Source organism: Streptomyces sp. BK79 (genome assembly GCF_044142145.1).
In the GTDB taxonomy this organism is placed as follows: Bacteria; Actinomycetota; Actinomycetes; order Streptomycetales; family Streptomycetaceae; genus Streptomyces.
The window spans coordinates 118,359-131,845 of the sequence record NZ_JBHVOC010000017.1; the positions used below are offsets into that span (position 1 = coordinate 118,359).

The following is a 13,487-nucleotide window of genomic DNA, read 5'->3' on the forward strand; positions in this document are numbered from 1 at the left end:
TCGGCGAAACCGCGGCGGTTCACCGGTTCATGGAGTGAGACACCCGCGAAAGGTAGAGTCCGACGGCGTGCACCTGAAGGCCCTGACCCTGCGCGGGTTCAAGTCGTTCGCCTCGGCGACCACGCTCCGGTTCGAGCCGGGCATCACCTGCGTCGTCGGGCCGAACGGCTCGGGCAAGTCCAACGTCGTGGACGCGCTCAGCTGGGTCATGGGCGAACAGGGCGCCAAGTCGCTGCGCGGCGGCAAGATGGAGGACGTCATCTTCGCCGGCACCACCGGCCGCCCGCCGCTGGGCCGGGCCGAGGTGTCGCTGACCATCGACAACTCCGACGGGGCCCTGCCCATCGAGTACGCCGAGGTCACCATCACGCGGATCATGTTCCGCAACGGCGGCAGCGAGTACCAGATCAACGGCGACACCTGCCGCCTCCTCGACATCCAGGAACTGCTCTCCGACTCCGGCATCGGCCGCGAGATGCACGTCATCGTCGGCCAGGGCCAGCTCGACTCCGTCCTGCACGCCGACCCGATGGGGCGCCGCGCCTTCATCGAGGAGGCCGCCGGAGTCCTCAAGCACCGCAAGCGCAAGGAGAAGGCGCTCCGGAAACTCGACGCGATGCAGGCCAACCTCGCGCGCGTGCAGGACCTGACGGACGAGCTGCGCCGCCAGCTCAAGCCGCTCGGAAGACAGGCCGCGGTGGCACGCCGGGCCGCCGTCATCCAGGCCGACCTGCGGGACGCGCGCCTCCGGCTCCTCGCCGACGACCTCGTACGGCTGCGCGAGGCGCTCCAGGCCGAGATCGCCGACGAGGCCGCGCTCAAGGAACGCAAGGAGGCCGCCGAACAGGAGCTGGGGCGGGCCCTGCGCCGTGAGGCGGACCTGGAGGACGAGGTGCGCCGCCTCACCCCGCGTCTCCAGCGCGCCCAGCAGACCTGGTACGAGCTGTCCCAGCTCGCCGAACGGGTGCGCGGCACCATCTCGCTGGCCGACGCCCGCGTGAACAGCGCGACCTCGGCGCCCGTCGAGGAGCGCCGCGGCCGCGAGCCGGAGGAGCTGGAGCGCGAGGCCGCCCGGGTCCGCGAGCAGGAGGCCGAACTCGAAGCGGCCCTGGAGGCGGCCGAACGCGCCCTGGAGGACACGGTCGCCCACCGCGCCGACCTCGAACGCGAACTGGCCCTGGAGGAGCGCCGCCTCAAGGACGCCGCCCGCGCCATCGCCGACCGCCGTGAGGGCCTGGCCCGGCTCAGCGGGCAGGTCGGCGCCGCCCGTTCGCGCGCCGCCTCCGCCCAGGCCGAGATCGAGCGGCTGGCCGAGGCCCGGGACGCGTCACAGGAGCGGGCCGCCGCCGCCCAGGAGGAGTACGAGGCGCTCCAGGCGGAGGTCGACGGCCTGGACGCGGACGACCAGCGGCTCGCCGAGCGCCACGAGGCCGCCAAACGGCAGCTGGCCGAGGCGGAGGCCGCCCAGAGCGCCGCCCGCGACGCGGTCACCGCGGCGGAGCGCCGGCGCGCGGCGACGCAGGCCCGCCACGAGGCGCTCTCGCTCGGCCTGCGCCGCAAGGACGGCACCGGCGCGCTGCTCGACGCCGGGGACCGGCTCACCGGCCTGCTCGGCCCGGCCGCCGGACTGCTCACCGTCACAACCGGCCACGAGGCAGCCCTGGCCACCGCCTTCGGTGCGGCCGCCGACGCCCTCGCCGTGACGTCCCCGGCGGCCGCCGCCGACGCCCTCCGTCTGCTGCGCAAACAGGACGCCGGCCGGGCCGCGCTGCTGCTCGCCGGCGCCCCCGACGACGTACCGGAGGAGCCCCGGCGGGAGGGGGCGCCGTACGCCGCCGACCTCGTCCGCGGGCCCGCCGAGCTGATGCCGGCCGTACGGCGGCTGCTGCGCGGGATCGTCGTCGTGGCCACCCTGGAGGACGCCGAGGACCTCGTCTACGCCCACCCGGAGCTGACCGCCGTCACCGCCGAGGGCGACCTGCTGGGCGCGCACGTCGCCCAGGGCGGGTCCGCCGGGGCGCCCAGCCTGCTGGAGGTGCAGGCCTCCGTGGACCAGGCCGCCGCCGAGCTGGCGGAGCTGGGGGTGCGGTGCGGGGAACTCGCCGAGGCGCAGGAGGCGGCCGTGGCGCGGCGCCGGGAGTGCGCCGCCCTCGTCGAGGAGCTGGGGGAGCGGCGGCGGGCCGCCGACCGGGAGAAGTCGGCCGTCGCCCAGCAGCTCGGCCGGCTGGCGGGGCAGGCGCGGGGCGCCGCCGGTGAGGCGGAACGGTCCGCCGCCGCGGCGGCGCGGGCGCAGGAGGCGCTGGACGAGGCGCTGGCTCAGGTCGAGGAGCTGGCCGAGCGGCTCGCCGTCGCCGAGGAGATGCCGGTCGAGGAGGAGCCGGACACCTCCGTGCGCGACCGGCTCGCCGCCGACGGCGCCAACGCCCGGCAGACCGAGATGGAGGCCCGCCTCCAGGCCCGTACCCACGAGGAACGGGTCAAGGCCCTCGCCGGACGGGCCGATTCCCTGGACCGGGCCGCCCGCGCGGAACGCGAGGCACGCGCGCGTGCCGAACAGCGCAGGGCCAGGCTCCGGCACGAAGCCGCCGTCGCCGGGGCGGTCGCCGCCGGCGCCCGGCAGCTGCTCGCCCACGTCGAGGTCTCCCTGGCCCGCGCCGACGAGGAGCGCACCGCCGCCGAGGCCGCCAAGGCCCGGCGCGAGCAGGAGCTGACCGCCGCGCGCACCGCCGGACGCGACCTCAAGGCGGAGCTGGACAAGTTGACGGATTCAGTCCACCGGGGCGAGGTACTCGGCGCCGAGAAACGGCTGCGGATCGAGCAGCTGGAGACCAAGGCGCTGGAGGAACTCGGTGTGGAACCGGCGGGACTCGCGGCCGAGTACGGCCCCCATCAAGAGGTGCCGCCCTCGCCCCCCGCCGAGGGCGAGGAGCTCCCGGACGACCCGGAGCACCCGCGCAACCGCCCCCGGCCCTTCGTGCGCGCCGAGCAGGAGAAGCGGCTGAAGGCCGCCGAACGCGCCTACCAGCAGCTCGGCAAGGTCAATCCGCTGGCCCTGGAGGAGTTCGCGGCGCTGGAGGAACGCCACCAGTTCCTCAGCGAGCAGCTCGAGGACCTGAAGAAGACCCGCGCCGACCTGCTCCAGGTCGTCAAGGAGGTCGACGAGCGCGTCGAGCAGGTCTTCGCCGAGGCGTTCCGGGACACGGCCCGGGAGTTCGAGGGCGTCTTCGGGCGGCTGTTCCCGGGTGGTGAGGGGCGGCTGATCCTGACCGACCCCGACAACATGCTCACCACGGGCGTGGACGTCGAGGCCCGGCCGCCGGGCAAGAAGGTCAAGCGGCTGTCGCTGCTCTCGGGCGGGGAGCGCTCGCTGACCGCGGTGGCGATGCTCGTGTCGATCTTCAAGGCGCGGCCCAGCCCGTTCTACGTCATGGACGAGGTCGAGGCGGCGCTCGACGACACGAACCTGCAGCGGCTGATCCGGATCATGCAGGAGCTGCAGGAGGCCTCGCAGCTGATCGTGATCACGCATCAGAAGCGCACGATGGAGGTCGCCGACGCGCTGTACGGCGTGTCCATGCAGGGCGACGGTGTGTCGAAGGTCATCAGCCAGCGGCTGCGGCAGTCCTGAACTCGGACGCTTCAACTCTTGAACACGTGACCCCCTGAAGCATCTCCAAACTCACAGCTGTCGCCCTATTGACTTCGAAACTTGAAGGCATAGTCTCTGCAACGTTGCTTTTACCTTCAGGTCCCGTCCAGCGGTATCTCGAAGGCGAACCACCCCGGCAGCGTTGCCGGTAGCCCGAGGAGTACACGTGGCCAGCACATCGCAGGCATCCACATCAGGAGCCAGGACGGCTCACCCCGAACATCTCGGGCACGTCATCTTCATCGCGGCGGCGGCCGCGATGGGCGGTTTCCTCTTCGGCTACGACAGTTCCGTGATCAACGGTGCCGTCGAGGCCGTCCGGGACCGTTACGACGTCGGCTCCGCGATGCTGGCCCAGGTCATCGCGATCGCGCTGATCGGCTGTGCCATCGGTGCCGCGACCGCCGGCCGTATCGCCGACCGCATCGGCCGTATCCGCTGCATGCAGATCGCGGCGATCCTGTTCACCGTGAGCGCCGTCGGCTCCGCGCTGCCCTTCGCGCTGTGGGACCTGGCGATGTGGCGTGTCATCGGCGGTTTCGCCATCGGCATGGCCTCGGTGATCGGCCCCGCCTACATCGCCGAGGTCTCCCCGCCCGCCTACCGCGGCCGGCTCGGCTCCTTCCAGCAGGCCGCGATCGTCATCGGCATCGCCGTCTCCCAGCTGGTCAACTGGGGTCTGCTGAACGCCGCCGGCGGCGACCAGCGCGGTGAGCTGATGGGCCTGGAGGCCTGGCAGGTCATGCTCGGCGTCATGGTGGTCCCGGCCGTCCTCTACGGCCTGCTGTCCTTCGCCATCCCCGAGTCCCCCCGCTTCCTGATCTCGGTCGGCAAGCACGAGAAGGCCAAGCAGATCCTCGAAGAGGTCGAGGGCAAGGACGTCGACCTCGACGCCCGCATCGCCGAGATCGAGCACGCGATGCACCGCGAGGAGAAGGCCAGCTTCAAGGAACTGCTCGGCGGCAGCTTCTTCTTCAAGCCGATCGTCTGGATCGGTATCGGCCTGTCGGTCTTCCAGCAGTTCGTCGGCATCAACGTCGCGTTCTACTACTCCTCGACGCTGTGGCAGTCGGTCGGTGTCGACCCGACGGACTCCTTCTTCTACTCGTTCACGACGTCGATCATCAACATCGTCGGCACCGTGATCGCGATGATCTTCGTGGACCGCGTCGGCCGCAAGCCGCTCGCCCTCATCGGCTCGGTCGGCATGGTGATCGGCCTGGCGCTGGAAGCCTGGGCGTTCTCCTTCGACCTGGTCGACGGCAAGCTCCCGGAGACGCAGGGCTGGGTCGCGTTGATCGCCGCCCACCTGTTCGTGCTCTTCTTCGCCCTGTCCTGGGGTGTGGTCGTGTGGGTCTTCCTCGGCGAGATGTTCCCCAACCGGCTCCGCGCCGCCGCCCTGGGCGTGGCCGCCGCCGCGCAGTGGATCGCCAACTGGGCCATCACCGCGAGCTTCCCGTCGCTGGCCGAGTGGAACCTCTCCGGCACCTACGTGATCTACACGATCTTCGCCGCGCTCTCCATCCCCTTCGTCCTGAAGTTCGTGAAGGAGACCAAGGGCAAGGCCCTGGAGGAGATGGGCTGACGTCCGCCCTCCCCGAACCCGGGGAGAAGGGCTCCATCCCCGCTGCCCCTCTCCCCGTACCGTCCGCCGCCCCGTCCGGTCACCTTCCGGACGGGGCGGCGGTGTGCTCGGCCGCCCCGGGCGTCACGTCCACGCCGTACTCCCCACTCCCCGCCCGGCCCCACCGCCCCGGAGGGGCGGCCATACGGCGACGCCTGGCGGCCATACGACGACGCCCCCACTCTCCCGAGGCGCTCGGGGGAGTGGGGGCGTCGGCCGGGGTGCGTCAGACGGTGACGGTCTCGGGCTGCTCGGCCCGCTCCGCCGGCGCCGCCGCCGGGACGACCAGCGCCGGCTTCGGCAGTACCGCGTACAGCAGGCCGGAGACGACGACCGTGGCCACCCAGCCGAGGCCGTACTCGCCGACGAAGTTGTTCGTGGCGAGCGGGCCGGTGAACCAGTCGGACGTGGTGAACAGCAGGCCCGCGATCAGCCCCACCGCCCAGGCGGCGACGGCGGCGGGGGAGAAGCCGCCCCGGTACCAGTAGGCGCTGGTGCGCGTGGTATCCGCCATCGCCTCGCCGTCGTACTCCCGCCCGCGCAGCATGTCCGCGCCGAAGACGCCGACCCAGGCGGAGAAGGCGACCGCGAGCAGCGACAGGAAGGCGATGAAGGAGCCCATGAAGCTGGTCGCCACCAGCATCAGGACACCGCCGAAGATCAGCGAGATCACCGCGTTCACCGAGACGGCCCAGTGGCGCGGGATCTTGAAGCCCAGCGTCTGCGCGGTGAAGCCGGCCGAGTACATCGACATCGAGTTGATCAGCAGCATGCCGATCAGCGCGATCAGCAGGTACGGCACCGCGATCCAGGTCGGCAGGATCTCACCGAGGAAGGAGACCGGGTCGGCGGCCGAGGCCAGGTCCGGCGTGGAGACGGCCATGATCATGCCCATCAGCACCATCGGCAGGACGACGATGCCGGCGCCGCCGACCGTGACGCCCACGATCCCCTTCGAGGAGGCCGTACGCGGCAGGTACCGGGTGAAGTCCGGCGCGGACGGGATCCAGCTGACGCCGCCCGCCGCGATCAGACCGACGCCGGTGATCATCGCGGCCACCGAACCGGCGGACCGGCCGAAGACCGCGGACCAGTCGGTGTCGACGACCAGATAGCCGAGGACCAGCACCGAGAAGGCGCCGAAGAGGTACGTCGCGTACTTGTTGCACTTCTGTACGGCGTTGATGCCCAGCCCGGAGATCGCGAACGTCGCCACCACGAAGGCGAGCAGCGTCACCATGTCCAGCACGCTGTTGGCCCGGATGCCGAACACGATGTCCAGCACGGTGAGCACGGCGTACGCGCCGGTCACCGCGTTGATCGTCTCCCAGCCCCAGCGGGCTATCCAGATCAGCGACCCCGGCAGCAGATTGCCCCGCTGCCCGAACACCGCCCGGGACAGCGCCATCCCGGGCGCGCCACCCCGCTTGCCGGCGATGCCGATCAGCCCGACCAGGCCGTACGACACGACCGGCGCGGCGGCCGCGACGACGAGCGCCTGCCAGAAGTTGAGCTGGTACGCCACGACGAGGCTCGCGCCCATCGTGAGCAGCAGGACACTGATGTTGGCGCCGACCCAGGTCGGGAAAAGTTCACGGGTCCGGGCGGTGCGCTCGCGGTCGGGCACCTGCTCGATGCCGCGGGTCTCCAGGGCGCCTTCGGTCTCGGCGGTCTTGCTCATGTGGGGGGTCCGTGCCTCGATCGTGGGAGAAGAGGGGGCGGTCGGGACTCTACGCGCGTTGACGTGGCCTCCTCCATCGTACTTTGCTCCGACTCCTGCCTTCCAGGGGCCTTTGTCCTTCGGAGGAAGCCACAAGCGGGCTGTCCTGGGAGTCCATGACTGATACTGGACGGGTTATGGACATCGTCATCCTTGCTGTAGTCATCGCCGTGGTCGTGGTCGGCGCGCTCGGCGGGCTGATCGTGGGCAGCCGCCGTAAGAAGCAGCTGCCTCCGCCGCCCCCCGCCGCCCCCGACATCACCGCCCCTCCGGCCGAGCCGCACGTCGGCGAAGAGGCCGAGACGCCGCGCGACGAAACGCGCCGGACGATAGAGGAGGTCGACCTCCCGGACGGCGGCACCGCCACCGTCGAGGAGCCGCCCGTCGTCGAAGAGCTCGAGATCCCGCAGATCGAGGTTCCCGAGCCCACCGCCGGCCGTCTGGTCCGGCTCCGCGCCCGCCTCTCCCGCTCGCAGAACGCCCTCGGCAAGGGCCTGCTCACCCTGCTCTCGCGGGAGCACCTCGACGAGGACACCTGGGAGGAGATCGAGGACACGCTGCTCACCGCCGACGTCGGCGTGCAGCCGACCCAGGAGCTGGTCGAGCGGCTGCGCGAGCGGGTGCGGGTGCTCGGCACCCGTACGCCCGAGGAGCTGCGCGCCCTGCTGCGCGAGGAGCTGATCACCCTCCTCGGCCCCGACATGGACCGCGAGGTCAAGACCGAGCCGCCGAACAGCAAGCCCGGCATCGTGATGGTCGTCGGGGTCAACGGCACCGGCAAGACCACCACCACCGGCAAGCTCGCCCGCGTCCTGGTCGCCGACGGCCGCAGTGTCGTCCTGGGCGCCGCGGACACCTTCCGCGCCGCCGCCGCCGACCAGCTCCAGACCTGGGGCGAGCGGGTCGGCGCGCACACCGTGCGCGGTCCGGAGGGCGGCGACCCGGCCTCCGTGGCCTTCGACGCGGTCAAGGAGGGCAAGGAGCTGGGCTCGGACGTCGTGCTCATCGACACCGCCGGCCGCCTGCACACCAAGACCGGCCTCATGGACGAGCTGGGCAAGGTCAAGCGGGTCGTGGAGAAGCACGCCCCGCTGGACGAGGTGCTGCTCGTGCTCGACGCCACCACCGGCCAGAACGGTCTGATCCAGGCCCGGGTCTTCGCGGAGGTCGTCGACATCACCGGCATCGTGCTCACCAAGCTGGACGGCACGGCCAAGGGCGGCATCGTCGTCGCCGTGCAGCGCGAGCTGGGGGTGCCGGTCAAGCTGATCGGGCTCGGCGAGGGCGCGGACGACCTCGCGCCGTTCGAGCCGGCCGCCTTCGTGGACGCCCTCATCGGTGAGTGACCCGCCACCCCGCGGCGTGACGAGCACGAGCGCCCGCTCCCCGGTCTGCCGGCCGGGGGCGGGCGCTTCGCCATGCGGGGCGGCGGATCGCGTTCGCGGAGTGCGGACCGCACGTGGTCGGCGGGGGAGCGGTCCAGCGCGGGGACCTCGCTGCCGCAGGGGCTGCCCCCGGGTGGGTCCACCGCCGCTGGGGATGCCCGTGCGGGGCGCGGGGCCCCGTCGCAGCACCGCCTCGCCTGAGGTCGATGTCGACGCCGGCGGTCGCTCCTCGCGGGGCCCGCTGCACTAGGGGCCGTCCCTCGCCGGGGCCCGCCGCCGCAGGGGCCGCCGGTCTACCACCGATCGTGGCGCCGAAGCCGCCGGTCTGCGTCCGGTCATGGCGCCGAAGCCGCCGGTCTGTGCCCGATCGCGGCGCCGAAGCCGCCGGTCTGCGCCCGATCATGGCGCCGAGACCGCCGGTCTACGACCGATCGCGGCGCCGAAGCCGCAGGTCTACGCCCGCGACCGATGGGCCACGTACGCCAGGGTCCCTAGCATCAGGCGGGCCGCCGGCGGCCTGGTCGCCGAGTCGAGGGCCGGTGGGCGCAGCCAGCGCACCGCGCCCAGGCCGCCGCGGTCGGACGGCGGGGCGGTGACGTACGCGCCGGGGCCCAGGCCGCGCAGGTCGAGGGCGGCGGGGTCGTCCCAGCCCATGCGGTAGAGCAGCCGGGGCAGCTCGGCGGCGGCGCCCGGGGCGACGAAGAACTGGGCGCGGCCCTGCGGGGTCGCCGTGACCGGTCCGAGCGGGAGGCCCATGCGCTCCAGCCGCGCCAGCGCCCTGAGTCCGGCGGGCTCGGCCACCTCGATCACGTCGAAGGCGCGCCCGGCCGGCAGCATCACCGAGGCGCCCGGGAACTCGGCCCAGGCCTCGCTCGCCTCGTCCAGCGTCGCCCCCGCGGGCACCTCGGGTGCGAAGTCCAGCGGATGCGCACCCGGTGCCGGGCAGTCGCGCCGGCCGCACGAGCAGGCGCCCGCGGCGGCCCGGGCGCCCGGCACCACGTCCCAGCCCCACAGGCCGGTGAACTCGGCCACGACGGTGCCCTCCGACGCGCGGCCCCGGCGGCGCGCACCGGACCGGATGTCGCGCATGCCCCGACTGCTGCCGATGCCGATCGTGAAGCCCATGCCCCCTCCAACGGGTCCGACGCAGCGGCGGTTACGCAGCGGACGTGAAACGTGACTCTCTGCTTCCAACTCCCCGGTGCCGCGCGGTTCATGCAGCGTCCGGAAGCACTTCGGGTGGTGCGCTCGGTGGCGCACGCCCCGGTGTGCACCGCTGCACCGACTCCCGGTTGGCCTATGTCAAGTGAATCGCGTGCGGGCCGCCGCGAGTTCATTCGAAGGGGTGGCGAATGGTGGCGATTCCGCAATCACCATGGCTGGACGGGTGATCGTAGGATTACTTTGTGTGCATGAAGCCGTGCGGCACATGCACTCGTGGGTATGCCGGAGGCAACTCGGCTTTCCGTTCGAAGGGTGGCAACCGCCGGACGGAGGGCACCGACCACCGGCATTCTGATAGGGCTTGGCGCACTCGGCGACAGGTGGTCTCAGGGATGGGGGCGTTCCAGTGAGCGGCAACGGCGGAAGCGGCACGGGCGCGGGAAGCGCGTCACCCGCTGACAAGCGCCCCAACGAGCTGCTCACCTCATGGTTCGCCCGCAGCGGCTGGTCCAAGGGCGAGCTGGCCCGCCAGGTCAACCGCCGGGCCCGCCAGCTGGGCGCCAACCACATCTCCACGGACACCTCCCGCGTGCGCCGCTGGCTCGACGGCGAGAACCCGCGCGAGCCGATCCCGCGCATCCTGTCCGAGCTGTTCTCCGAGCGCTTCGGCGTCGTCGTCTCCGTCGAGGACCTGGGCCTGCGCTCCAGCCGCCCCACGCCCTCCGCCACCGGCGTCGACCTGCCCTGGACGGGCCCGCAGACCGTGGCCCTGCTCAGCGAGTTCTCGCGCAGCGACCTGATGCTGGCGCGGCGCGGCTTCCTCGGGAGCTCGCTGGCCCTCTCAGCGGGCCCGTCCCTCATCGAGCCCATGCAGCGCTGGCTCGTCCCCTCACCCTCGGCCGCGGCCTCCGAGCGCGAGTCCGCACCGTCCACCCGCGCGCGCGGGCGCCTGTCCCGGCCGGAGCTGGACCTGCTGGAGTCGACCGCCGTGATGTTCCGCCGCTGGGACGCCCAGTGCGGCGGCGGCCTGCGCCGCAAGGCGGTCGTCGGCCAGCTCCACGAGGTGACCGACCTGCTCCAGGAACCGCAGGCGGAGACCACCCGCGCCAAGCTGTTCAAGGTCGCCGCCGAACTCGCCGAGCTGGCCGGCTGGATGTCGTACGACGTGGGGCTCCAGCCCACCGCGCAGAAGTACTTCGTCCTCGCCCTGCACGCCGCCAAGGAGGCCGGCGACCGGCCGCTCGGCTCGTACATCCTCTCCAGCATGAGCCGCCAGATGATCCACCTCGGCCGGCCCGACGACGCCCTGGAGCTGATCCACCTCGCCCAGTACGGCAGCCGGGACTGCGCCAGCCCCCGCACCCAGTCGATGCTGTACGCGATGGAGGCCCGCGCCTACGCCAACATGGGCCAGCCCGGCCGCTGCAAGCGCGCCGTGCGGATGGCCGAGGACACCTTCGCCGAGGCCGACGAGTGGGACGAGCCGGACCCCGACTGGATCCGCTTCTTCTCCGAGGCCGAGCTGTACGGGGAGAACAGCCACTCCTTCCGCGACCTCGCCTACGTCGCCGGCCGCAGCCCCGCCTACGCCTCCCTGGCCGAGCCGCTGATGCGCCGCGCGGTGGAGCTGTTCGCCCAGGACGAGGAGCACCAGCGGTCCTACGCCCTGAACCTGATCGGCATGGCCACCGTGCACCTGCTGCGCCGCGAGCCCGAGCAGAGCGCCGGACTGGCCGTCGAGGCCATGGGGATCGCCAAGAAGGTCCGCTCCGAACGCGTCAACACCCGTATCCGCAAGACCGTCGACACGGCCGTACGCGATTTCGGCGACCTCGGTGAGGTCATCGACCTCACCGAACGGCTCGCCGTCGAGTTGCCGGAGACCGCCGAGGCGGTCTGACCCCCACCAGCCCCGGCCGCGGCCGGCCCTCCCGAACTGCCCGACTCGGCTCCCCCATGCCAGGTCATTCGGAGGCCGCCGCGGCCGGTTCACGTCCCCGGCGGGACGTTGCGCCACGATAACGATCGTCCGGCCCCGCATCCGGCAGTTCACCGACGCGTAACACGCACAGCGCCTTCGTCACGGCGGCGAAACAACGAGGGGCGTCCACCGAAACCGCGCTGCGCCAATCTCATGGCGCATAACCGGCCCACCCCTCATTCCGCTCAGGCTTCGCCCGCACGGGGCCGTACCAACGACGAGGAGACGCCGATGGCTCCAGCCATCACGCTTGCCGCAGAGACGGAGCTCTCTGCCGCCAACACAGGCTTCATGCTCATCTGCTCCGCCCTGGTGATGCTGATGACCCCGGCCCTGGCCTTCTTCTACGGAGGCATGGTCCGCGTCAAAAGCACCCTGAACATGCTGATGATGAGCTTCATCAGCCTCGGCATCGTCACCGTCCTGTGGGTGCTGTACGGCTTCTCCATGGCGTTCGGCACCGACACCGGCAGCATCGTCGGCTGGAACTCCGACTGGGTCGGCCTGAGCAACATCGGCCTGACCGAGCTGTGGGACGGCTACACCATCCCCGTCTTCGTCTTCCTGGTCTTCCAGCTGATGTTCGCGGTGCTCACGCCCGCCCTGATCAGCGGCGCCCTCGCGGACCGGGTGAAGTTCACGGCCTGGGCGCTGTTCGTCGCCCTGTGGGCCACCGTCGTCTACTTCCCCGTCGCCCACTGGGTGTGGGGCGCCGGCGGCTGGGCCTTCGAGCTGGGCGTCATCGACTTCGCCGGCGGTACGGCCGTGCACATCAACGCCGGTGCCGCCGCGCTCGGCGTGATCCTGGTCATCGGCAAGCGGGTCGGCTTCAAGAAGGACCCGATGCGCCCGCACAGCCTGCCGCTGGTCATGCTCGGCGCCGGTCTGCTCTGGTTCGGCTGGTTCGGCTTCAACGCCGGCTCCTGGCTCGGCAACGACGACGGCGTCGGCGCGCTGATGTTCGTGAACACGCAGGTCGCCACGGGTGCCGCCGTCCTCGGCTGGCTCGCCTACGAGAAGATCCGGCACGGCGCCTTCACCACGCTGGGCGCGGCCTCCGGCGCCGTCTCCGGCCTGGTCGCCATCACCCCTGCGGGCGGCGCGGTCTCCCCGCTCGGCGCCATCGCCATCGGCGTCATCGCCGGCGTGCTCTGCGCCATGGCCGTCGGCCTGAAGTACAAGTTCGGCTACGACGACTCCCTCGACGTCGTCGGCGTCCACCTCGTCGGCGGCATCCTCGGCTCCCTCCTCGTCGGCTTCTTCGCCACCGGCAAGGGCCAGTCCGAGGTCCAGGGCCTCTTCTACGGCGGCGGCCTGGACCAGTTCTGGAAGCAGTGCGCCGGTGTCTTCGGCGTCCTCGCCTACTCTCTGGTCGTCTCCGCCCTCCTGGCGCTGATCCTGCACAAGACGATCGGCATGCGGGTGCCGGAGGACGACGAGGTGGCCGGCATCGACCAGGCCGAGCACGCCGAGACCGCATACGACTTCAGCGGCGCCGGTGGCGGCGCCGCCCGGACGACCGCCGCGCCGGCCGCCTCCACGGCCGCGCAGGCCGACAGCAAGAAGGTGGACGCATGAAGCTCATCACCGCCGTCGTCAAGCCGCACCGGCTCGACGAGATCAAGGAGGCCCTCCAGGCCTTCGGGGTCCACGGCCTGACCGTGACCGAGGCCAGCGGCTACGGCCGGCAGCGCGGCCACACCGAGGTCTACCGGGGCGCCGAGTACACCGTCGACCTGGTGCCCAAGATCCGCATCGAGGTGCTGGTCGAGGACGACGACGCCGAGCAGCTGATCGAGGTCGTGGTCAAGGCGGCCCGCACCGGGAAGATCGGTGACGGCAAGGTCTGGTCGGTCCCGGTCGACACGGCCGTACGGGTCCGGACCGGCGAGCGCGGACCCGACGCGCTCTGAGGCGGCCGGGACATGTGAGGCAGCTCTGAGGCACGACAACGGAACGGGAGT

8 protein-coding genes are annotated in these 13,487 nt (G+C 71.9%); 6 read left to right on the forward strand and 2 right to left on the reverse strand.

Annotated elements, in window-relative coordinates; genetic code table 11:
- Positions 1-67 precede the first annotated feature (67 nt).
- Together smc and ACFIF2_RS22250 are read left to right on the forward strand one after the other, a co-directional pair.
- Positions 68-3,628: a chromosome segregation protein SMC gene (gene smc, locus ACFIF2_RS22245; protein WP_395574949.1), complete on the forward strand. Its 3,561-nt coding sequence runs from the start codon at positions 68-70 to the stop codon at positions 3,626-3,628.
- Positions 3,629-3,815: 187 nt separating this feature from the next.
- Positions 3,816-5,234, forward strand: a complete 1,419-nt coding sequence (locus ACFIF2_RS22250; RefSeq protein ID WP_395574950.1) for a sugar porter family MFS transporter — start codon at positions 3,816-3,818, stop codon at positions 5,232-5,234.
- A 265-nt stretch (positions 5,235-5,499) separates the two neighbouring features.
- Here the strand turns inward: ACFIF2_RS22250 and ACFIF2_RS22255 are convergent, their stop codons facing one another.
- Positions 5,500-6,954 (reverse strand): cytosine permease, encoded by a 1,455-nt coding sequence (locus ACFIF2_RS22255; protein WP_395574951.1) that lies wholly within the window; start codon positions 6,952-6,954, stop codon positions 5,500-5,502.
- 176 nt (positions 6,955-7,130) lie between these two features.
- On the opposite strand from ACFIF2_RS22255, the gene ftsY reads away from it, so the two are divergent.
- Positions 7,131-8,339 carry a signal recognition particle-docking protein FtsY gene (ftsY, locus tag ACFIF2_RS22260; protein WP_395574952.1) on the forward strand — a complete coding sequence of 403 codons (1,209 nt, stop codon included), beginning with the start codon at positions 7,131-7,133 and terminating at the stop codon, positions 8,337-8,339.
- Positions 8,340-8,831: 492 nt separating this feature from the next.
- Here ftsY and ACFIF2_RS22265 read toward each other — a convergent pair whose 3' ends face one another.
- Positions 8,832-9,503 carry a bifunctional DNA primase/polymerase gene (locus tag ACFIF2_RS22265; protein ID WP_395574953.1) on the reverse strand — a complete coding sequence of 224 codons (672 nt, stop codon included), beginning with the start codon at positions 9,501-9,503 and terminating at the stop codon, positions 8,832-8,834.
- Positions 9,504-9,948: 445 nt separating this feature from the next.
- Between ACFIF2_RS22265 and ACFIF2_RS22270 the strand changes: the two genes are divergently transcribed.
- From ACFIF2_RS22270 to ACFIF2_RS22280, 3 genes are all read left to right on the forward strand, one after another.
- The gene (locus tag ACFIF2_RS22270; RefSeq protein ID WP_395574954.1) at positions 9,949-11,442 is read left to right on the forward strand and encodes a hypothetical protein; all 1,494 of its coding nucleotides are present in this window, start codon (positions 9,949-9,951) and stop codon (positions 11,440-11,442) included.
- Positions 11,443-11,754: 312 nt separating this feature from the next.
- Positions 11,755-13,101, forward strand: coding sequence for an ammonium transporter (locus ACFIF2_RS22275; protein ID WP_395574955.1), 1,347 nt, complete (start codon positions 11,755-11,757; stop codon positions 13,099-13,101).
- Positions 13,098-13,436, forward strand: a complete 339-nt coding sequence (locus ACFIF2_RS22280; RefSeq protein ID WP_019328769.1) for a P-II family nitrogen regulator — start codon at positions 13,098-13,100, stop codon at positions 13,434-13,436. Before ACFIF2_RS22275 ends, ACFIF2_RS22280 begins: the two co-directional genes overlap by 4 nt.
- Positions 13,437-13,487: the final 51 nt, after the last annotated feature.